This window comes from Rhodococcus aetherivorans, assembly GCF_011058165.1.
GTDB lineage: Bacteria > Actinomycetota > Actinomycetes > Mycobacteriales > Mycobacteriaceae > Rhodococcus > Rhodococcus aetherivorans.
In genome coordinates, this window is sequence record NZ_JAALEG010000043.1 from 16,669 (window position 1) to 36,641 (window position 19,973).

19 protein-coding genes are annotated in these 19,973 nt (G+C 71.0%); 4 read left to right on the forward strand and 15 right to left on the reverse strand.

All coding sequences use genetic code 11. The features are described 5' to 3' along the window. Positions 1 to 19: 19 nt before the first annotated feature. The 3 genes from G6039_RS17400 to G6039_RS17410 all read right to left on the reverse strand — a co-directional run bounded on the left by G6039_RS17400 (position 20) and on the right by G6039_RS17410 (position 4,419). Positions 20 to 820, reverse strand: a complete 801-nt coding sequence (locus G6039_RS17400; RefSeq protein ID WP_006937895.1) for an alpha/beta fold hydrolase — start codon at positions 818 to 820, stop codon at positions 20 to 22. Between the two features lie 108 nt (positions 821 to 928). Next, the gene (locus G6039_RS17405) at positions 929 to 2,695 is read right to left on the reverse strand and encodes an ABC transporter ATP-binding protein (protein ID WP_006937894.1); all 1,767 of its coding nucleotides are present in this window, start codon (positions 2,693 to 2,695) and stop codon (positions 929 to 931) included. Next, positions 2,692 to 4,419 carry an ABC transporter transmembrane domain-containing protein gene (locus G6039_RS17410; RefSeq protein ID WP_051359166.1) on the reverse strand — a complete coding sequence of 576 codons (1,728 nt, stop codon included), beginning with the start codon at positions 4,417 to 4,419 and terminating at the stop codon, positions 2,692 to 2,694. The genes G6039_RS17405 and G6039_RS17410 overlap by 4 nt, the downstream gene beginning before the upstream one ends. A gap of 157 nt (positions 4,420 to 4,576) precedes the next feature. Here G6039_RS17410 and G6039_RS17415 point away from each other — a divergent pair, with 157 nt between their 5' ends. The 3 genes from G6039_RS17415 to G6039_RS17425 are packed head-to-tail and all read left to right on the forward strand — an operon-like array spanning position 4,577 to position 6,806. Then, on the forward strand, positions 4,577 to 4,750 hold the full coding sequence (locus G6039_RS17415) for a hypothetical protein (RefSeq protein WP_006937887.1): 174 nt from the start codon (positions 4,577 to 4,579) through the stop codon (positions 4,748 to 4,750). 56 nt (positions 4,751 to 4,806) lie between these two features. Then, positions 4,807 to 6,276, forward strand: coding sequence for an alpha,alpha-trehalose-phosphate synthase (UDP-forming) (locus G6039_RS17420; protein WP_164528090.1), 1,470 nt, complete (start codon positions 4,807 to 4,809; stop codon positions 6,274 to 6,276). Further along, a complete protein-coding gene (locus G6039_RS17425) occupies positions 6,273 to 6,806 on the forward strand; it encodes a response regulator (RefSeq protein WP_152103806.1) in 534 nt (177 codons plus the stop codon). The genes G6039_RS17420 and G6039_RS17425 overlap by 4 nt, the downstream gene beginning before the upstream one ends. A gap of 13 nt (positions 6,807 to 6,819) precedes the next feature. Here the strand turns inward: G6039_RS17425 and G6039_RS17430 are convergent, their stop codons facing one another. The 12 genes from G6039_RS17430 to G6039_RS17485 all read right to left on the reverse strand — a co-directional run bounded on the left by G6039_RS17430 (position 6,820) and on the right by G6039_RS17485 (position 18,603). Beyond that, on the reverse strand, positions 6,820 to 7,404 hold the full coding sequence (locus G6039_RS17430; RefSeq protein WP_029541061.1) for a hypothetical protein: 585 nt from the start codon (positions 7,402 to 7,404) through the stop codon (positions 6,820 to 6,822). Further along, complete coding sequence (locus G6039_RS17435) at positions 7,401 to 7,931, reverse strand: hypothetical protein (protein ID WP_029541058.1); 531 nt, start codon at positions 7,929 to 7,931, stop codon at positions 7,401 to 7,403. The genes G6039_RS17430 and G6039_RS17435 overlap by 4 nt, the downstream gene beginning before the upstream one ends. Continuing rightward, on the reverse strand, positions 7,931 to 9,346 hold the full coding sequence (locus tag G6039_RS17440; RefSeq protein ID WP_006937877.1) for an MCE family protein: 1,416 nt from the start codon (positions 9,344 to 9,346) through the stop codon (positions 7,931 to 7,933). The genes G6039_RS17435 and G6039_RS17440 overlap by 1 nt, the downstream gene beginning before the upstream one ends. After that, the gene (locus tag G6039_RS17445) at positions 9,343 to 10,578 is read right to left on the reverse strand and encodes an MCE family protein (RefSeq protein ID WP_029541053.1); all 1,236 of its coding nucleotides are present in this window, start codon (positions 10,576 to 10,578) and stop codon (positions 9,343 to 9,345) included. Before G6039_RS17445 ends, G6039_RS17440 begins: the two co-directional genes overlap by 4 nt. Then, positions 10,575 to 11,906, reverse strand: a complete 1,332-nt coding sequence (locus tag G6039_RS17450; RefSeq protein WP_006937873.1) for an MCE family protein — start codon at positions 11,904 to 11,906, stop codon at positions 10,575 to 10,577. The genes G6039_RS17445 and G6039_RS17450 overlap by 4 nt, the downstream gene beginning before the upstream one ends. Continuing rightward, complete coding sequence (locus G6039_RS17455) at positions 11,903 to 12,961, reverse strand: MCE family protein (protein WP_006937871.1); 1,059 nt, start codon at positions 12,959 to 12,961, stop codon at positions 11,903 to 11,905. Before G6039_RS17455 ends, G6039_RS17450 begins: the two co-directional genes overlap by 4 nt. After that, the gene (locus G6039_RS17460) at positions 12,958 to 13,977 is read right to left on the reverse strand and encodes an MCE family protein (RefSeq protein ID WP_006937869.1); all 1,020 of its coding nucleotides are present in this window, start codon (positions 13,975 to 13,977) and stop codon (positions 12,958 to 12,960) included. The genes G6039_RS17455 and G6039_RS17460 overlap by 4 nt, the downstream gene beginning before the upstream one ends. Before the next feature lie 72 nt (positions 13,978 to 14,049). Continuing rightward, on the reverse strand, positions 14,050 to 15,228 hold the full coding sequence (locus tag G6039_RS17465; protein WP_006937867.1) for an MCE family protein: 1,179 nt from the start codon (positions 15,226 to 15,228) through the stop codon (positions 14,050 to 14,052). Positions 15,229 to 15,232: 4 nt separating this feature from the next. Continuing rightward, positions 15,233 to 16,081: an MlaE family ABC transporter permease gene (locus G6039_RS17470; protein ID WP_029541049.1), complete on the reverse strand. Its 849-nt coding sequence runs from the start codon at positions 16,079 to 16,081 to the stop codon at positions 15,233 to 15,235. Between the two features lie 20 nt (positions 16,082 to 16,101). Further along, positions 16,102 to 16,866 (reverse strand): MlaE family ABC transporter permease, encoded by a 765-nt coding sequence (locus tag G6039_RS17475; RefSeq protein WP_006937862.1) that lies wholly within the window; start codon positions 16,864 to 16,866, stop codon positions 16,102 to 16,104. A gap of 485 nt (positions 16,867 to 17,351) precedes the next feature. Then, positions 17,352 to 18,296, reverse strand: coding sequence for a 3-oxoacyl-ACP reductase (locus G6039_RS17480; protein ID WP_029541047.1), 945 nt, complete (start codon positions 18,294 to 18,296; stop codon positions 17,352 to 17,354). Between the two features lie 121 nt (positions 18,297 to 18,417). Beyond that, positions 18,418 to 18,603, reverse strand: coding sequence for a ferredoxin (locus G6039_RS17485; RefSeq protein WP_029541045.1), 186 nt, complete (start codon positions 18,601 to 18,603; stop codon positions 18,418 to 18,420). 179 nt (positions 18,604 to 18,782) lie between these two features. On the opposite strand from G6039_RS17485, the gene G6039_RS17490 reads away from it, so the two are divergent. Further along, positions 18,783 to 19,961, forward strand: coding sequence for an acyl-CoA dehydrogenase family protein (locus G6039_RS17490; protein WP_029541042.1), 1,179 nt, complete (start codon positions 18,783 to 18,785; stop codon positions 19,959 to 19,961). Positions 19,962 to 19,973: the final 12 nt, after the last annotated feature.

Sequence of the window (19,973 nt, forward strand, 5' to 3'; positions counted from 1 at the left end):
ATCCCGGTCTCGGCGAGGTTCAGCTCGCCAGGAACTCCAGCAGCACCTTGTTCACGGCCTCCGGCTGCTCGAGGTAGCCGTAGTGCCCGGCGTCCGGGATCTCCTGGTAGCTCGCGCCGGGGATCGCGTCGGCGACCTCCCGCGACAGGTACGCCGGGATCATCCGGTCGTCGGCGAAACCGACGGCCAGGCACGGCACCCGCACCGCCCGGTAGGCCGCGCGACGGTCGAACTCGCGGTCCATTCCCAGCTGCGCCCGCACGCCCGGCGACGTCTTGCCGCCGGTGAACTCGAACACGTCGAGCCAGTCCCGCGCGGTGTGCGGGTCGGCCAGCGACGCCGGCGACAGGTTCATCACGGCCGTGACCGCCGCCCGGTACTTCGGGGGCAGCTCGACACGGCTGTCGTACAGCTGCCGCTCGCCCTCGGTCAGGGTGAGCTGGAACTGGTCCATGCGCGCGTGCCCGGCCAGGAACACCGCCTTGCGGACCAGGTCCGGGCGCGCCAGCGTCAGCTCCTGCGCGACACGCGCGCCCATCGAGGTGCCCACCACGTACGCGGGACCGCCGAGCAGCTCGATCAGTCCGGCGGTGTCGGCCACCAGGTCGTCGATGGTCATGCCGCCGAGGCTCTCCCCCGACGGCGCGATGCCGCGGTTGTCGAAGGTGGCGACGCGGTAGCCGGCCTGGACCAGCGCGGGGACCTGGTGCAGGTCCCAGACCCGGCCGGGGCTGCCCGTCCCCATGATCAGCACGACGAGGTCGCCGGTCCCCTTGACCTGGTAGTTCAGCGGGATGCCGTTGATTGTCGCGATGGGCATGAAAACCTTCCTGAGGTGGGTGGCACGGGTGCGGCCGTACGGCCGCACGGGCACAACGGACCGATCCACACTACCCTGCACCGCAGGTCGCGGCCCTGGCAGCACATCTCAGCCGCCGGCCTGCCAGGCCCGCCACAGCCGCGCATAGCGGCCCCCGGCGGCGACGAGCGCCGCGTGCGGTCCCTCCTCGACGACCCGGCCCGCCTCGAGCACGACGACCCGGTCCGCCGCCGCGGCCTGCGTCAGCCGATGCGCCACGACCAGGGCGGTGCGTCCCCGCGTCACGACGGCCGCGGCCGCTTCGAGGGCCCGTGCGCCCGCGCTGCCGGCCTCCGCGGTCGCCTCGTCGAGCACCACCACCGGTGGATCGGCGATCAGCACCCGCGCCAGCGCGAGCTGCTGGGCCTGGGCCGCGGTCAGGGGATGTCCGCCCTCGCCGACGACCGTGTGCAGGCCGTCGCCGAGCGCGCGGACCCACTCGCCGGCCCCGACCGCGTCGAGTGCCGCTTCCACCTCGTCCGCGGTGGCGCCGGGCCTGGCCAGCCGCACGTCGTCGAGCAATGGCCCGGCGAACACGTGCACCTCCTGGCTGACGATCACGACGCTGCGACGCAGCCGCGGTCCGAGTTCGCCGAGCGACCGGCCGTCGATACGGACCTCCCCCGAGGCGGGCGTGACGACGCCGGCCGCGGCCGCGGCGACCGTCGACTTCCCGGCGCCGGTCGACCCGACCAGGGCCACCGTCTCCCCCGGCCCGACCTTCAGGTCCACGCCGTGCAGGACCTCCGGCCCGTGCAGGTACCGGTGCCGCACCCCGGCCAGTTCCAGCGCCGGCGGACCGTCGCGTCGGACGTCGCGCGGAGCGTCGCGCTCCGGCGGCTGCGCCGGGAGCTCGGCGACGCCCACGAGGCGGGCCAGGCTGGCGCCCGCGGACTGGACGTCGTCGAAGGTGAAGAGCAGGAGCCCGAGCGGCGAGAACAGGCGGTGGAACAGCAGTGCCGCCGCGGTGGCCTCGCCGACGGTCACCGCATCCGCCCGCACCAGCACGAACCCGGCGACGAGAAGCGCCGAGAGACCGACGAATTCGGCCCGGTTGGCGCGGCCCGCGAACCGGGTGAACAGGCCGAACACGCCGACGGTGAGGTCGCGGGCGCGGCCCGACGCGGCGTCGATGCCGGACAGGTGGGCCGGGTCGAGCCCGTAGGCGCGGACGGTGCGCACACCGTGCATGCTGCTGACGAGTGCCTGCGACCGTTCTCCCATCGCCACCCGCTCCGCGGCGTACAGCGGCGCCGACCGGGGCAGGTACCAGCGCAGGGCGAGCGCATACAGCGGCAGCGCGACGAGCCCGGCGAGCCCGAGCCGCCAGTCGATCCCGACCATGGCCGCGACGCTGACCACCACCAGCATCAGCGCCGCCACCAGCTGCGGCACCACCGAGACCAGCGCCTTTGCCAGCACCGCGACGTCGTCGCCGACACGGGAGAGGACGTCGCCGTGCCCGGCACGTTCGACGGTCTCGGTGGGCAGGCGCAGCACCCGCGCCAGGACCGTCTCGCGCAGCCGGGCCAGCACCGTCTCGCCCAGTCGCGCAACGAGGTGCAGGCCGGCGCCGTCGAGCACCCCGCCGACGACCGCCGCGGCTGCGATCAGCGCGACGACCCACCCGAGCGTGGCCATCGGCGCCTGTTCGCGCACCCGGTCGACGAGGATGCCGAGGACGCGCACCGGCACCACGGAGGCCACCGCGGCCCCGACGGACACCGCCACGGTGAGCGCGACCCGGCCCGGCGCGGCGCGCAGCTGCGCCCCCAGCCAGCGCCACGACCGTCCGGCGGAGGCGATCGGCAACAGCTCGGACTCGTGCGCCGTCATCGCAGCACCGCCGCCCGGTAGGTGGGGTGTGTGGCGGCCAGTTCGGCGTGGGTGCCGGCGGCGACGATCCTGCCGTCGTCGACCACGACCACGCGGTCGGCGACGGCGAGCAGCGCCGGGCTCGAGGTGATGACGACGGTCGTGTGCTCGCCCCCGTCGTGCCGGACGCGCGCGATCCCCTCCGCGACGGCCTGCTCGGTGACGGCGTCGACGGCGGTGGTCGGCTCGTGCAGCACCAGTACCGGGGCGCGCCGCGCCAGCGCCCGCGCCAGCGCCACCCGCTGTCGCTGCCCGCCGGACAGGCTGCTGCCGCGGTCGACGATCCGCTGGTCGAGACCGTCGGGGTGGGTGTCGGCGACCTGCCCGGCGGCGGAGGCGCGGAGCACCTCCGGGGGTATGCCCCCGGACGGGTCGCACATGCCCGCGGTGATGTTGCCGGCGAGCGTGCCGGCGAACAGGTCGCTGTGGTGCGGTTCGGCGAGGACGGTCCGGCGTGCGGCGACGGGGTCGAGCGCGCCGAGCGGGACTCCCCCGACGGTCAGCTCGCCGCGGACGTCCTCCGGCGGCACCTGCCCGGACAGCACGTCGGCGAGGGCCTCCGCGTCCTGCGGCCGGTGGGCGAGGACACCGAGCAGTTCCCCCGGCGCGACGGTCAGGTCCATCCCGCGCAGCGACCGGTAGCCGAGTCCGCGCAACACGAGGCGGCCGTCCGACGGTGTCCCGGTTCCGGCCGGCAGCAGCGGCGGCGCGTGCAGCACCAGCGACAGCCGGTCGGCGGAGGCGCGGGACGCGGCCCACGACGACGGCAGGGCGGCGAGCGTCCCGAGGGGTTCGACGACGAACTGGGCCAGGCCCACGACGGTGATGAGCTCGCCGACCGAGATCCGGCCGGCGAGCGCGGCCCAGCCCGCGACGCCCGCGACCGCGACGGACAGCAGCGCGCTCACCGCCGCCGAGGTGCCGGTGTAGACGCCGGCGGCGCGGGTCGCGCGGAGCGTCGCGGCGAGCGCGTCCGCGCTGGCCTCCCGGTAGCGGCGGGCGGCGGCCGGCTCGGCACCGAGGCCCCGCAGCGGTCGGAGCCCCGTGACGAGATCGGTCGCCAGGCCCGACGCCCGCGCCACCGCCTCCTGCTGTGCGGTCATCCGCCGGGTCAGCAGCGGGGTGGCGCGGTCGAGCGCGACGAGGATCGCAGGCGTGCCCAGCAGCACCAGCAGACCGAGGGGGACGTCGACGAGCAGCAGCGCCACCGCGGCCCCGGCCACCGCGGTGATCGCCGCGGCGGTGGCGGGCACCACGTGCAGGATCTGCGCGGCCCGCCCGGCGTCGGTGGTCGCCACCGCCAGGAGTTCCCCGATGCGCAGGGAGGTGCGCACCCCGCGCGGATCGAGGATCCGGCGCGCCACCGTGACCCGCAGCCGGTGCGACTCGGCCTCGATCGCCGCGACGAGCCGGCGCGCGCCGAAACGCCACGAGTAGGTGAGCACGACGAACAACGCGGCCAGGCCCGCGAGGGCGACGACCAGCGTCGGGACGTCGCCGCTGGTGACCGGTCCGTCGATGATCGCCCCGATCGCGACGGGGACGAGGGTCTCCATGACTTGGTGCAGCGAGACCAGCGCGGTGCCGATCGCCAGCGCGACCCGCTGGTTCGCAATCGTGTGCCGCAGCAGCCGCAGACCCGGCTCCTTCCCCTGATCGATCCGGCGAGCACCGTCGCTGCTCATGCCTCCCACCACACGAAACTCTCCGTTCCCCGTCCCCGCTCCCAGAAGTGAGCCAACCCTAACTCGTGGAGCGGCTGGCGTCGGAGTCGCCGGTTCTCATAGAGTCGCACTACGAATGACCTGCTCGAACGGAGCAGCCAGCCCGGGAGGAACCACCATGGCCGCGGACGCCACCACCGAGAACGACATCCCCGACGAGGAACTCGAACCCGTCGCGGACGAGACGGCCCGTCAGGCACAGCGTGTCGTCGCTGCCTACGCGGAGGATGCGGACGAATGCCGCATGCTGCTGTCCATGCTCGGCATCGGGCCGAACCCGAAGACGGACTGAGCGGATACCGGCGAACAAGGACAGAGGAGCACCACGTGGCTGCAGGTGAGGAGTCGATGCACGTGGGTGGTTCGGACTTCGTGGTCGTCGCGAACCGCCTGCCCGTCGACCTCGAGCGTCTTCCGGACGGCTCGACCCGATGGAAGCGCAGCCCGGGTGGCCTCGTCACCGCGCTCGAGCCGATCCTGCGCAACAACCGCGGAGCGTGGGTCGGCTGGGCCGGTGTCGCCGACGCCGAGCTCGACCCGATCGTCGAGGACGGCCTCGAGCTGCATCCGGTGCCGCTGAGCGGGCAGGAGATCGCCGACTACTACGAGGGCTTCTCCAATGCGACGCTGTGGCCGCTGTACCACGACGTCATCGTCCGGCCGGAGTACCGGCGGGAGTGGTGGAACACCTACGTCGAGGTCAACCGCCGGTTCGCGGAGGCGACCGCGAAGGCGGCGGCACAGGGCGCGACGGTGTGGGTGCAGGACTACCAGCTGCAACTGGTGCCGAAGATGCTGCGGATGCTGCGGCCGGATCTGACCATCGGCTTCTTCCTGCACATTCCGTTCCCTCCGGTGGAGCTGTTCATGCAGATGCCGTGGCGGACCGAGATCGTCGAGGGCCTGCTCGGCGCCGATCTGATCGGCTTCCATCTGCCCGGCGGTGCCCAGAACTTCCTGTACCTCGCGCGCCGGCTGGCCGGTCATCAGACCTCCCGCGGCACCGTGGGTGTGCGCTCGAAGCTCGGGGTGGTGCAGGTCGGGTTCCGGGCGGTGCGCGTCGGTGCGTTCCCCATCTCCATCGACTCCGGGCAGCTCGACGAGCGGGCCCGCCGCAAGTCGATCCGCGACCGCGCGAAGCAGATCCGCAAGGAGCTCGGCAACCCGAAGCACATCATGCTCGGCGTCGACCGGCTCGACTACACCAAGGGCATCGACGTCCGGCTCGACGCGCTGCTCGAGCTGATCGCCGAGGGCCGGGTGGATCCGGCCGAGACGGTGATGGTGCAGCTGGCCACCCCCAGCCGCGAGCGCGTCGAGTCGTACGTGCAGATGCGCGGCGCCATCGAACAGACGGTCAGCCGGATCAACGGCGAGTACGCCGAGGTGGGCCGGCCCGTGGTGCACTACATCCACCGGCCCATTCCGCGCGACGAGCTGATCGCGTTCTTCGTCGCGGCCGACGTCATGCTGGTGACGCCGCTGCGCGACGGCATGAACCTCGTCGCCAAGGAGTACGTGGCCTGCCGCAGCGACCTCGGCGGCGCCCTCGTCCTGAGCGAATTCACCGGGGCGGCAGCGGAACTGCGCCAGGCATTCCTGTGCAATCCGCACGACCTCGAGGACGTCAAGGACAAGATGGAGGCCGCGCTGAACCAGTCCCGCGAGGACGGTCGGCGGCACATGCGGGCACTGCGCCGGCAGGTCCTCGCCCACGACGTGGACCGATGGGCGCGCTCCTTCCTCGACGCACTCGCGCATCAGGGCGCGGCCGGTCCGGCGCTGATCGCGCCGGCGGAGGTCGGCGAGCCCGAGTGACAAGCACACCGGACCGCGAAGCCTACGGTGTCCGGTCGTCGTCCGAGCGCAACGTCGAGGAGGCGACGACCGGGACGCCGGCACAACGCATGCCCACGCCCGCCGATTCCCTCGACGTGCTGCTCGTCGAGGACGACGCCGGGGACGAGCTGATCATCCGGGAGTCGTTCGAGGCCAACGAGATCGGCAGCACGCTGCACGTGGTGCGGGACGGCGCGGAGGCTCTCGACTTCCTGTACCGGCGCGGGGCCCACGCCGGCGCCGTGCGGCCGGCGCTGGTGCTGCTCGATCTGAACCTGCCGAAGTACGACGGGTGGCAGGTGCTCGAGGCGGTCAAGTCCGATCCCGACCTGGCGTCCATCCCCGTCGTCGTGCTGACGACGTCCACCGCCGAGGAGGACGTGGTGCGCAGTTACCGGTTGCGGGCCAACGCCTACGTCTCCAAGTCGGTGGACTTCGACCGGTTCGTCGCCACCGTGCGGCACATCGACCGGTTCTTCGTGCACATGGTGCGCCTGCCCGGCCGCTGACCGTCCGCCCGGCTCAGATCGGGGTCAGTCGGCTCACCAGCCAACGGCCGTCGTGCTTCTCGAGTTCGACGCGGACGCGGCTGCCGCTGCTGACCGCCTCGGGATTGACGGAACTGGTGGTGATCTGGTTGAGGAACAGCAGGGTCACCGCCCGGTCGGCCTCGGCCGACACGACCGACGACGCCTGCACACTCACCTGCACGGTGATCGCCTTCTCCTTGGCGCCGGGCGCGATGACGTTCTTCATCAGGTTCGTGTACTCGTCCCGGAAGTCGCCGGTGAGCCCGTCGGAGGCGGCGGCGACCTGCTCGTCGACCGTGGCGTGGTCGTACGCGAGCATCGCGACGGCCTGCTCCTCGGCGGCCTGCAGGGCCTCGGTCCGGGCGGCCTCGGCGCCGTCGCGCTCGACCTTGTCGTACACGCCCACGCCGACGAGGCCGGCGAGCACGATCGCCGCGGCGGTGAGGGCCGCGAGCAGCATCCGGCGCGCACCTCCCCCGGAGCCGGGCTGCGCCGTAGCGCTTTCCGCGCCCTCCACGCCCGCGGCGTCGTCGGTCTTCTCGAGGGTCACGGCCTCGTCCTTCGAATGCTCGGTCATGGTACGAAATCCACCTTCGAGGCCAGCAGCCGACCGTTCTCGTCGCAGATCGTCACCCGCAGCCGGAAGTCGCGGGGCTCGGGTTCGGGCTGTTCCGCGTTGCTGACCATCGACCGCGCGGCCACGAGCGAGGACATGCAGGCGCCGTCCTCGGCCTGGATTCCGGCCTCGATCACCTCACCGGTGGTGTCCACGTTCGCCTTGGTCACCACATCGACGAAAGGCCCTTCGCGTCCTTCGAATTCGGCCTTGAAGTCACCGGTCGCCCCGTCGAGCAGACGCTGTACGTCCTCGGCCGCGCTCTGCGGGTGGATGGTGGTCAGATTCAGCACGGTCTGCCGCGCGGCCTGCAGGTACGCCGCCTGCCGGGCGTCGTGGTCGCGGTCGGCCGTCGCGCCGAGCCACAGCCACACTCCGGCGCCCACCAGGGCGAGGACGATCAGGGCTGCGACCGCGGGGAGCACCCGGCTCTGCCGGGCGGGTCCGGTCTCCGGCGTCGATGTCGTGGGGGTCTCTTCGTCCGCCATCAGCCTTGCTGCGCCTTCATGTACGTCTCCAAACTGGTCTCGGGGCCGGTGTCGACGTTGCGGTACACCGTACCGTCGGGACCGATGTACGTTCCCGTCGCCGGGTCGATGCCGCGCGCCGTCACCCCGGCGGGCGCGGCCGCACCCGTCCCGGTCGCGTGCGAGGCGGGCACCGGCATGTCGCCTTCCGACTGCACGGGCGTCGGGGCGCCCCGCCACGGGTTGTCGAGGTATTCGGGCTGGTACCCGTTGCGGCACGCCTCCGGCGTGGGGGCGCGCCGGCCCGGGAACTCCATGCACGGCAGGTTCCGCGCGCCTCGCACGGCGTTCGGATCCGACTGCGGGAGCTTGCAGTACACCTCGCCGGGGGTGTCCACCATCGTGGTGTCCGCAGGGCTGCGCCACTGTTCGGGCGGCAGGAAGCCGGACAGGCACGGCGGCGGATCGTGCAGCTGCAGGTGGAAGTCGACGACCGCGCCGTCCTCGGCCGGTCCGCTGCCGGCCGCGGTGATCAGCGCCGTGGTCATCGGCGGGTACAGCACCAGGATCTGTTCGATGCCGGCGTTGTAGAGCACGCCCACCTCCCCGACGCCGACCATGTTGGCCAGCAGCAGCGGCAGCGTCGGCCGCAGGTCCTGCAGCAGCTGTTCGGCCTCGGCCGCGGCGCCCGGCCCCTTCGCGAGCACCGCCCGCAGGTCGGTGTCGGCGGCCCGCAGCCCGTCGGTGAACGTCAGCATGTCCCGCGTCCAGGAGCGGATCGCGTCGCTGGTGACGACCTGGGTGTCGAGCAGCGGACCGAGCTGATCGAGCAATGCCTTCGTCTGCTCGCTGCCGGCGCTCGCCTCCTGCACGAACAGGCGGGTCGAGTCGATCAGCCGCTGCAGGTCGGGCCCCGACCCGTTGAACGCGTCGAACGACTCGTCGACGACGGTGCGCAGCCGTGTGTCGCTGATGCTGGCGAGCAGGACGTCGGCCTGGTCGAGCAGCTCGCCCACCTCCTGCGGCACCGACGTCCGGTCGGCCGGGATCACGTCGCCGTCCGACAGATACTCCCCGTTCGAACCATCTTGCGGGGGAACGAAGTCCACGTACTGCTCGCCGACGGCGGACACGCTGCGGACCGCTGCGTCGACGTCGGCGGGGATCGAGCGGTCGCTGTCGATCGACAGGATCGCCTCCACCCCGGCCGGCGACAGCTGCACCTTGTCGACCACCCCGACGGTGTTGCCGCGGTAGGTGACATTGGCGTGCGGGTAGAGCCCGCCGGTGGAGGGCAGTTCCACGATCACCGTGTACCGGCCGACGCCGAGCAGCTGCGGGAGCCGCACGTACTGCAGCGACATCACCAGCAACCCGACCACCGTGAGCACCGAGAAGATGGCGAGCTGGATCCGGACGAACTTCGACAGCATCATGGCGCGGGCACCCCCAGCGGGGGCAGCCCCGGAACGGTGATCTCCCCCAGACCGGGGACCGACAGCGTTGCGGCCGGGCCGGGCGCGGGTTGCGCGGCCGGCTGCTGGAGCGGGGCCTGGAAGGGGTCCGCGGACTGGGCCGCCAGCCCGGCGTCCCGGCCGAGGATGCCTTCCGGGCCGGCGAGGCGCCCGGCGAGCGGGGTGCCGGTGAGGAAGTTCAGGTCCAGCCGTTCGAGGGTGAGGTCGATGGTCATGGCGAGGTTCGCGTAGTCGCCCCGGATCACCTGGTCGATGCCGGCCTGCGGGAACGGATAGGTCAGCAGCACGCCGAGCACCTCGGTCAGCGCGTTGCCCGAGTCGGCGAGCGCACGCAGTGTCGGAGCCAGCGCCTGCAGGTTGGTCTGCAGGTCGTCGCCGCTGTTCTCGACGAGCCGGCTGGCGACGGTGCTCATCTCGCCGAGCGAGGTGAGCGCGGTGGTCAGGTCCTGCCGCTGTTCCACCAGCACGTTCAGCGCGGCCGGCATCTCGTCGAGCGCACGGACGAGGGTGGCGTTCTGCGCGTCGACCGTCCACGCGAGCCGATCGATGCCCTCCATCGCGGCGATGATGTCGCCACGCTGCCGGTCGAGGGTGCCGACGAGTTCGTCGAGCCGCGGCAGCAGGTTCCGGATCGAGTCCTCCCGCCCGTTCAGCGCCGCGTTCAGCTCGGTGGTGATGTCGTTGATCTGCGCGAGTCCACCGCCGTTGAGGACCACCGACAGCGACGACAGCGTCTGCTCGGTGGTCGGGTACACCCCGGCCCGCTCGAGCGGGATCAGGTCGCCGTCCTCGAGCCGACCCTGCGGCGGCTCGTCCGCCGGCGACGCCAGTTCGAGGTGCTGCGAGCCGAGCAGGCTGGTCTGCCCGATCTTGGCGGTGGCGTTCGCCGGGAGTTCGACGTCGCCGTCGAGGGCCACCGTCACGAGCGCGTGCCAGTCCTCGACCTCGATCTTCGTGACGCTGCCGACCTGGACGTCGTCGACCCGCACCGGCGAGTTCTGCGTCAGGGTGGTCACATTCGGCATCTGGATCCGTACCTGGTAGGCGTCCTCGCCGTGCCCGGCGGTGCCGGGCAGGGCGAGGGAGTTGAGCCCCTCCCATTCGCATCCGGTCAACGTCAGGGACGCCGCGACCGCCATCGCGGCGGCGGCGTACCGCCGTGCCGGGCGGGTGTGCCGGGTTCGGGTGCTCATCGTCCTCCTCCCGGCTGCAACAGCGCACCGAGGTCGGGGGGAACCGTCACGGTGGGCAGATCCGAGAGCGGCCCGGCCGGCGGCGGAGTGGCGTCCGCGGGTGCGATGCCCCGGCCCGCCGCCTCGGCTTCCGCCTCGAGACCCGGTTCGGTGTACACGATCTGGTCGGGGAACGCCTCCACCGCGGCGATGGGGTTGGTCATGATCGGCAGGTAGTTCATCGCCAGCGACTGGAGGACCGGCCCGAGCTGCTGGCGGCACAGCTCCGCGCTGCGGTCGGAGGTGGCGTTCGCCGCGGCGGCCACGGACCCGCACATGAACTCGACGGGGTTGGCGAGGTTGCTGATCGCCAGCGCACCGGTGAGCGAGCCCTGGGCGGGCTTGTAGATGTCGTAGAAGTTCGCCAGCGCCGTCGGGCCGGAGTGCAGGACCCGCTCGATCTCGGGCCGCTTGCGTGCGAGCACCTCGGTGGCGTCGGCGAGGCGCTGCACCGACTCGGTCAGCGCTGCCCGGTTGTCCTGCACGAACCGCTGCACGTCGCCGACCGCGAGGTCGAGGTCCGCGAGCGAGGTGCCGAGCTGGCCCGAGCTCTGGGCGAGGACGTCCGAGACCGACGCCAGCCGGCCACCGAGCTGGACGATCTGCTCGTTGCTGGTCGAGAGCACCGACACGAACGCCTGCAGGTTCCGGACGGTGCCGAACAGGTCGGTGCGCCCCTCCGACAGGGTGTGCATGGTGTCGGACAGTTCGCGCAGCGTGGCACGGACGGTCAGGCCGTTGCCGTCGAGGTTCTCGGCGGCGGTATCGATGAAGCGGCCGAGCGAGCCCTGGGGGTCGAGGCCCTGGGGGCCCAGCGCCTCCGACAGGCGCATCAGTTCCGTCTTGATCTGGTCCCATTCGACCGGCGAGGCGGTGCGCTCGACCGGGATCGTCGCGTCGTCGGCGAACTGCGGGCCGCCCGAGTACGCCGGGGTCAGCTGGATGAAGCGCGCGGACACGAGGCTCTGCGCGATGATCACGGCCTTGGCATCGGCCGGGATGTCGACGGAGTCGTCGACCTGCATCTGCACGCGCACCAGGTCGTCGCCCGGCTCGATGCGGGTGATCGTGCCGACGCTCACGCCCAGCACGCGCACGTCGTCGCCCTCGTACAGGCCGCTCGTGGAGACGAATTCGGCGTTGATCGTGCGCTTCCCCCAGCCGGGCAGCACCACGGCGAATGCGACGAGGGCCAGGGCCACCACCGCGACACCGGCGATCACCGGTATCAGCAGGCGGCGGCGCTTTCCGGGCCGCCCCCCGGGGGCCTCGAGGGTGTGGGTGCTCATTCGCCATCCTTCGTGATCGACGGCGGGTTCTTCGGAATGATGTCCTGCAGGTCCTGCTGCAGCAGCTCGGGGGCGACCGTGCTGTCGACCAAGGCCTTCCACCACGGCGCGGGCAGGACGTTCGACACGTACGCGTTGAAGAACGGACCGCTCGCCACGGACTCGCCGAGCGCGCTGATGTACGGGCCGAGACCGTCGAGGGCGCCGGCGATGTTCTCCTTGTTCGCCTGCAGGTTGGCGGTCACCGCGTTGAGCTTCTCCAGGGTGGGAGCCATCTGCGCCTGGTTCTCCTGCACCAGCGCCGACAGCTGCCGTGAGACCGCGGAGATGTTCGCGATCAGCTCGGTGATCGCGTCGCGGCGCACGCTCAGCTCCCCGAAGAGGGCGTTGGCGTCCACCACGAGGGCGTTGATCCGGTCGCTGCGCTCGGCGAGGATGCCGGTCACCGATTCGGCGCGGGCCAGCAGGTCCTCGAGCGACTCGTCGCGCGCGTTGATGGACCGGGACAGCCTGGTCATTCCCTCGAGCGCCCCGCGCAACTCGGGTGGGGTGTCCTGCAGCGAATCCGACAGCGCGTTGAGCGAGTCGTTGATCTGCTCCGTGTCGAGATCCGACACCGATGTCGTGAGGTCGCCGAGAGCGTCGGTGAGCGAGTACGGGGAGTCGGTGCGCGCCAGCGGGATCGGCTCGCGCGGGTCGAGCGTCCCCGAACCGTAGGGCTGCACCGCGAGGGACTTGCGGCCGAGCACCGTGTTCGTCTTGATGTCGGCCCCGGTGTCCTCGCCGAGCGCGATGCCGTCGCGGACGGTGAAGGCGACGAGAACCTGCTGGTCGTCGAGGCGGACGTCGGTGACCTCGCCGACGTCGACGCCGGCGAGGGTGACGGTGTCGCCGGGCACGAGACCGCCGGCGTCGGCGAAGTACGCCGAGTAGGTCAGGCCGCCGGAGAGGAACTGCAGCTGGTCGTACTGCAGGCCGGCGAGCACCGTCGCGGCCGCGACGGACAGGCCGACGATGCCGACCTGCACGGGATTGCGTTCACGGATCGGACTCATTCGATCTTCGCGCACCTTCCGGTCGTCTGCTCGGCCGACGTGAAACGGATGGTGGTCCCGTCCGGTCCCGAGAACTTGAACGTGTTGGCACACAGGAAGAATTGGAAGAAGTTGCCGTACACCCCCACCCGGATGAGCTTCTTGTAGTCGTTCGGCAGCCGCTCGAGCGTCCGGTTGATGTCGTCGCGCCCGAGGTCGAGCTGCGTCATGGTGCGGTTGGTCTCGGCGATCACCGACTGCAGGTCCGGCCGGTTGTTCTGCAGCAGCGAGGCGAGATCCCCGGTGCCGGCCGCGATCCGCGGGATGGCGGTGCCGATCGGGTCGCGGTCCTGCGCGAGCCCGCTCACCAGGGTCTGCAACCGGTCGACGGTCTCGGTGAACTGCTGGTCGTTCTCGTCGATGGTGGCGAGGACGGCGTTGAGGTTGTCGATGACGTCGCCGATCAGCCGGTCCCGGTCGGCGAGGGAGTTCGTGAACGAGTTGGTGTTGCCCAGCAGCGACACCAGGGTGCCGCCCTGCCCCTGGAAGACCTGGAGCAGCGCGCCGGACAGGTCGTTGACCTGCTGCGGGTCGAGGCCCTGCAACAGCGGCTTGAATCCGCCGAGCAGCAGGTCGAGGTCGAGCGCGGGTTCCGTCTGCGCCACCGGGATCGTGCCGCCGGCCGGCAGCGTCTCGCCGGTACCCGGTCCCTCGAGCAGCTCGAGGTAGCGGTCGCCCACCAGGTTCTCGTACCGCACCGTGGCCTTGGTGCTCGCCAGCAGCGTGTGCTCGGCGTCGACGTCGAAGGACACCTCGGCCTGGTTGCCGCGACCGATGTCGACGCTGTCGACCGACCCGACGGGTACCCCGGCGATGCGGACCTTGTCGCCGGCCTGCAGCCCGGACACGTCGGTGAACGTCGCGTGATAGGTCTGCGTGCCGGTGAACCGCACCTGGCTGAACACGATCGCGAGTGCCGCGAAGATCAGCACCATCACGACGGTGAACGCGAGGAACTTGACCGTGGTGGCCCTCACCGGATCACCCCGCTTCCCCGCGGCGCCCGGCCCACCGGGCGCGTCCACGTCCGCCTCTGCGACTCCGGCATCTCACTCGCCTCCCGGGAGCATGTCGCCGAACAGGAAACCGAAGATCGTCGGGTACCGCACCCACGTCTCGGTGTTCGGGTGGAACGGCACGGGATGGGTGTCGGCGACGACGAAGGGGGCGTGGCCGTCGCGCTTGGGATCGAAGGCCGGCAGCCCGTGGCAGTTCGGCCCACCCGTCGCGCCCACCACCGGCAGGTCCTTCTCGTGGTCGTACATGGTGGCGCCGCCCAGGAAGTTCGTGCTCAGCATCAGGGCCGGGTACTTGCCGGTTCCGGCCATGGGCTCGAAGGCGATTCGCGCGTCGTTGAGCCCGATGATGAAGCACGTCAGCTCCGGCGAGTACTCGCCGAGCAGCGTCGTGGTCTCCGTCAGCAGGTCCAGCGCCGAGGTCAGCTGCGCCTCGTTCTCGCCGAGGACGTCGCGACCGGTGTTCGCCAGGCCGGTGACGTTCATCAGCATCAGGTCCAGGTTGGCCTGCTCGTCGACGACGGTGTTGCCGATCGAGGTGGCGTTGTCGAGCAGGTTCATCACGTCGGGCGCGACGTCGGCGTACAGGTTGGTGACGTCGGCGGCCACGGCGAGGTCGTACTGCAGTTGCGGCAGCGAGGGATTCATCGTCGCGAGATAGTCGTCGGCCTCGACGAGGGTGGCGCCGAGGGTGTCGCCGCGACCGTTGAGGGCCTCGGAGATCGCCCCGAGGGTGGCGTTGAGCTTCTCCGGCTGGACCTGCGCGAGCACGTCGGACAGGTGCTGGAAGACCGTGTTGAACTCGACGGTGACGTTCTCGGCCGCGATGATCGCGCCCTCCTGGAGCGGCACCGGCGACGGATCGTCCGGCATGAGCAGATTGACGAACTTCGCGCCGAACACGGTGGTGGACTCGATGGCCACGCGCACGTTGGACGGCACCAGGTGCAGCTGGCCGGGATCCATCGCGAGCTGCAGCAGCGCGCCGTCGGGGGTGTGCTCGACGGACCGGACCCGGCCCACCTCGACACCGCGGAGCTTGACCTTCGCGTCGGGCTCCAGCACCAGGCCGGACCGCGCCGAGGTGACCGTGACCGGGGTGGTGGCGGTGAAGGCACCGGCGAACATCAGCAGCGCCAGCGCGACGGCGACGGTGAGTCCCCCGACGAGACCGAGGGCCGCGAGTTTCTTCTTCCAGGAAGGTGTGTCCATGCGCCTATCCCGACAGGTTGAAGTTGCCGGTCGCCCCGTACACCGCGAGCGAGATGAGCAGGGTCACGGTCACCACGGCGATCAGGGATGCGCGCACGGCGTTGCCGACGGCGACGCCGACACCGACCGGGCCGCCACCGGCGTTGAAGCCGTAGTAGGTGTGGATCAGCATGACGGCGACCGCCATGACGATGGCCTGCACGAACGACCACAGGATGTCGGTGGGGATGAGGAACGTGTCGAAGTAGTGGTCGTACACGCCCGCGGACTGGCCGTAGAGCACGACGGTCGCGAAGCGGCTGGCGATGAACGAGGCGATCACCGCCAGCGAATACAGCGGGACGATCGCGATCATCCCCGCCATCACGCGGGTGCTCACGAGATACGGGATCGACGGGATCGCCATGACCTCGAGCGCGTCGATCTCCTCCGAGACCCGCATGGCGCCGAGCTGGGCGGTCGAGCCGGCGCCGATGGTGGCGGCCAGGCCGATGCCCGCGATGGTGGGCGCCGCGATGCGGACGTTGATGAAGGCGGCGAAGAAGCCCGTGAGCGCCTCGACGCCGATGTTGCCGAGGGAACTGAAGCCCTGCACGGCGATGATCCCGCCGGTGAACAGGGTCAGGAAGCCGACGATGACGACCGTTCCGCCGATCACGGCGAGCGCACCGGTGCCCATGCTGATCTCGGCGATCAGCCGGACCGTCTCCTTCGGGTAGTGCGTGATCGCGCGCGGGGCGTATCCGAGCGCCTTGCCGAAGAAGAGCGCCTGCTCGCCGAGCCGGTCCACGGAGTCGGAGGCGCGGGCGACACGGCGCCGCACGCGGGGGAAGCGCCAGGAGATCACTGCCATCTACATCACCGCCGTGCCGGTCACCCGCCCGTCAGCTTGATGCCGACGGCGGTGACGAGAAGGTTGACCACGAACAATGCCATGAAGGCGAACACGACCGTCTGGTTGACGGCGTCGCCGACGCTCTTGGCGCCACCCTTGACGTTGAGGCCGAGGTAGGCGGCGACGAGGCCGGCGATCATGCCGAACAGGCCGGCCTTGACCTGGGAGATCACGAGTTCGCCGAAGCCGGTGAGCAGGGTGATGCCGTTGACGAAGGCGCCGGGGTTCACGTCCTGGAGGAAGACGGAGAACGCGAAGCCGCCCAGGATGCCGATGGTGCACACCAGCCCGTTGAGCAGCAGCGCCACGACGGTGGACGCGAGGACCCGGGGCACGACGAGGCGGTGGATCGGGTTGATGCCGAGCACGCGCATCGCATCGATCTCCTCTCGGATGGTGCGGGCGGCGAGGTCCGCGCAAATGGCGGTGGCGCCGGCACCGGCGACGATGAGCACGGTGACCATCGGGCCGACCTGGGTGACCGCGCCGAGTGCGGCGCCGGCGCCGCTGAGGTCGGCGGCACCGATCTCGCGCAGCAGGATGTTGAGGGTGAAGCTGACCAGGACGGTGAACGGCACCGCGACGAGGACCGTCGGCACGAGGGAGACCCGCGCGACGAACCATGCCTGATCGACGAACTCGCGTCGCTGGAAGGGCCGGGAGAACACGGCCCGGGCGGTCTCGCCCGTCATCGCGAAGAATCCACCGACCGCGCGGAGCGGTACCTCGAGGAGGTCTACCACCGTCTCCTCCTCCGTTGGTTCGCTCGCCGGCCGAGGCCGGCGAGGGGTCAGCTTGTGACCCGCGTCATACTAACTAGAACGTGTTCACGTGTCAAAGACCACTGCGGCGCGGCGTGACACGGCTACCTCTGCGGGCGGGAGCCCCGCCGCACCGACCGAACCGGCGGCGCTCGCGTCGAGCGGAAAATCGGGGTTCGAACTGGGAATTCAGTGGACCGCGAGATCGGATCCGCCGCCCGTCCACGGGACCGAACTCGGTCGGGAACCGCGCCGGCCGCCCCTTCGCGAACCGCGTCGCGGGACGCAAAACTAGAACAGGTACTACACGATCTCCGAGCGGCCTCCGACCGCGCGTTCACGCGCCCGCATCGCCGGACGACACGCGAGCCCGGGGTCGGGCCGACACTAGCCGGATCGGCCCCGGACGGCGCGATATTACCGAAGGACAACGTTGCATGTCACTTCGGGTACCGCCTAGTGGGACGTCAGAGGGCGAGCGCCTGCGCGGCCGAGAAGTTACGGGCGGGGTCCCGGTCGCCGAAGTAGCCGCCGACCCGTTCGGCGAGGCTCTCCGGGGTCCACCGGACGTCCGCGTCGAAGCGCTGCTCGACGACGGGCGCGGCCATGAGCGCGACCATCGGGCCGTAGACGACGAAGACCTGGCCGTTGATCCGGTCCGCCGCGGGCGACGCCAGGTAGGCGACCAGTGCCGAGACGTGCTCGGGCGACAGTGGATCCACCTCCCCCTCGGGCGCGGCACCGAAGACGCCCTCCGTCATCGCGGTGCGGGCCCGCGGGCAGATGGCGTTGGCGCGCACCCCGTACCGGGACAGGCCCCGCGCGGCGGAGAGGGTGAGTGCCGTGATTCCCGCCTTGGCGGCGCCGTAGTTGGCCTGCCCCTCGGGGCCGAGCAGGCCGGCCTCGGAGGACGTGTTGACGATCCGGCCGTAGACGGGACCGCCGGCCTTCTTGGACTCGCCACGCCAGTACGCCGCCGCGTTGCGGCACAGCAGGAAATGGCCGCGCAGGTGCACGGCGATCACCGCATCCCAGTCCTCGTCGGACATGTTGAACAGCATGCGGTCCCGCACGATTCCGGCGTTGTTGACGACGATGTCGAGGCCGCCGAAGCGTTCCTGTGCCGTCGCGAGCAGCGCGTCGGCCGTGGCACGTTCCGCGACGCTGCCGGCGACGAACGCCGCATCGGCGCCGAGGTCGCGGATCTCGGCGAGAGTGTCCTCGACGGCATCGGTCGCCGCGAGATCGTTGACGACCACCGCGGCGCCGGCCCGGGCCAGCGCGACGGCCTCCGCCCGGCCGAGCCCGGCACCGGCGCCGGTGACGACGGCGACCTTGCCGTCGAGACCCAGGCCCCCCTCGTCCGTCGCACCGTTTCCTGCGGGGCCGAGACCGTTGCCGGTTGCACTCATGGACGCGCTCTCCCTAGCGATGTCGGGCGGCCCACCCGGGGCCGCCGCGCTCCTGGTCGCCGCGGATTCCGGCGACCCCCGGAAATGTAGAACGTGTTCTCGTTTCTGACAAGGGGCGCCGTCAGGCCTCGCTCAGCGCCGCACGCGGGCACTGGGCGATTGCCGTGCGCACGTCCTCCTCCCGCTCCGGCGAGATGGGGTGCGTGACGACCAGCTCGTCGTCGTCGTTCAGATCGAACACCTCGGGCGCGATTCCCACACACACGCCGTTCGCCTCGCAACGATCGAAGTCGACCTTGACCTCCATGAACAGACCTCGCTTCTCGCTTGCTCGACCGATCGGGCGCCGGACGCGCGGGCTGGCGCGACGGCTCGAAAACCAGGCTAGAACGCGTTTCAGTTCTGTGCAATGATTCGGGAACATCGCCGAGCCGGTCCCGGTCCTCGGCCGTCGACCAGCTGCCTACCCGACGAACGGAGCGGTTCGTGGACATCGCGTACACCCCGCAGCAAGAGGAACTCCGCGCGCAGTTGCGCGCCTACTTCGCCGACCTGATGACCCCCGAACGACGGGAGGCGCTCGCCGCGACCACGGGCGAGTACGGCGCCGGCAACGTGTACCGGGAGGTCGTCCAGCAGATGGGCAAGGACGGCTGGCTCACGCTCGGCTGGCCCGAGGAGTACGGCGGGCAGAACCGTTCGGCCATGGACCAGCTCATCTTCACCGACGAGGCCGCGATCGCCGGCGCGCCGGTCCCGTTCCTCACCGTCAACTCGGTGGCGCCCACGATCATGCACTTCGGCACGCCCGAGCAGAAGGAGTTCTTCCTGCCGAGGATCTCCGCCGGCGAGCTGCACTTCTCCATCGGCTACTCCGAGCCCGAGGCGGGCACGGATCTCGCGTCGCTGCGCACCACCGCCGTGCGCGACGGCGACGAGTGGGTGATCAACGGCCAGAAGATGTGGACGAGCCTGATCGCCTACGCCGACTACGTGTGGCTCGCGTGCCGCACCGATCCGAATGCCCGGAAGCACAAGGGCATCAGCGTCCTCATCGTGCCCACCACCGCCGAGGGGTTCTCGTACACGCCCGTGCACACCATGGCCGGCCCCGACACCAGCGCCACCTATTACCAGGACGTGCGCGTCCCGGCGTCCGCGCTCGTCGGCGCGGAGAACGGCGGCTGGGCGCTGATCACCAACCAGCTCAACCACGAACGCGTCGCGCTCACCTCCGCGGGCCCGATCCTCACCGCGCTGCAGGAAGTGCGCGCGTGGGCGCAGCACACCCGCCTGCCCGACGGCCGCCGCGTCCTCGATCAGGAATGGGTGCAGATCAACCTGGCCCGGGTCCACGCCAAGGCCGAGTACCTGAAGCTGATGAACTGGGAGATCGCTTCCAGCACTGCGCCGCTCGGACCCGCACCGGCGTCGGCGAACAAGGTGTTCGGCACCGAGTTCGCCACCGAGGCCTACCGCCTGCTGATGGAGATCCTCGGCCCGTCGGCCACGCTGCGGCAGAACTCCCCGGGCGTGCTGCTGCGGGGCCGGCTCGAACGGATGCATCGCAGCTCCCTGATCCTCACCTTCGGCGGCGGCACCAACGAGGTCCAGCGCGACATCATCGCGATGACCGCCCTCGGACAGCCACCCGCCAAGCGCTGACACTCCACCGGA

Coding starts and splice junctions, on each gene's coding strand:
- G6039_RS17400 (WP_006937895.1), bottom strand. CDS start 820: ATGCCCATCGCGACAATCAACGGCATCCCGCTGAACTACCAGGTCAAG.
- G6039_RS17405 (WP_006937894.1), bottom strand. CDS start 2,695: ATGACGGCGCACGAGTCCGAGCTGTTGCCGATCGCCTCCGCCGGACGG.
- G6039_RS17410 (WP_051359166.1), bottom strand. CDS start 4,419: ATGAGCAGCGACGGTGCTCGCCGGATCGATCAGGGGAAGGAGCCGGGT.
- G6039_RS17415 (WP_006937887.1), top strand. CDS start 4,577: ATGGCCGCGGACGCCACCACCGAGAACGACATCCCCGACGAGGAACTC.
- G6039_RS17420 (WP_164528090.1), top strand. CDS start 4,807: ATGCACGTGGGTGGTTCGGACTTCGTGGTCGTCGCGAACCGCCTGCCC.
- G6039_RS17430 (WP_029541061.1), bottom strand. CDS start 7,404: ATGACCGAGCATTCGAAGGACGAGGCCGTGACCCTCGAGAAGACCGAC.
- G6039_RS17435 (WP_029541058.1), bottom strand. CDS start 7,931: ATGGCGGACGAAGAGACCCCCACGACATCGACGCCGGAGACCGGACCC.
- G6039_RS17440 (WP_006937877.1), bottom strand. CDS start 9,346: ATGATGCTGTCGAAGTTCGTCCGGATCCAGCTCGCCATCTTCTCGGTG.
- G6039_RS17445 (WP_029541053.1), bottom strand. CDS start 10,578: ATGAGCACCCGAACCCGGCACACCCGCCCGGCACGGCGGTACGCCGCC.
- G6039_RS17450 (WP_006937873.1), bottom strand. CDS start 11,906: ATGAGCACCCACACCCTCGAGGCCCCCGGGGGGCGGCCCGGAAAGCGC.
- G6039_RS17455 (WP_006937871.1), bottom strand. CDS start 12,961: ATGAGTCCGATCCGTGAACGCAATCCCGTGCAGGTCGGCATCGTCGGC.
- G6039_RS17465 (WP_006937867.1), bottom strand. CDS start 15,228: ATGGACACACCTTCCTGGAAGAAGAAACTCGCGGCCCTCGGTCTCGTC.
- G6039_RS17470 (WP_029541049.1), bottom strand. CDS start 16,081: ATGGCAGTGATCTCCTGGCGCTTCCCCCGCGTGCGGCGCCGTGTCGCC.
- G6039_RS17480 (WP_029541047.1), bottom strand. CDS start 18,296: ATGAGTGCAACCGGCAACGGTCTCGGCCCCGCAGGAAACGGTGCGACG.
- G6039_RS17485 (WP_029541045.1), bottom strand. CDS start 18,603: ATGGAGGTCAAGGTCGACTTCGATCGTTGCGAGGCGAACGGCGTGTGT.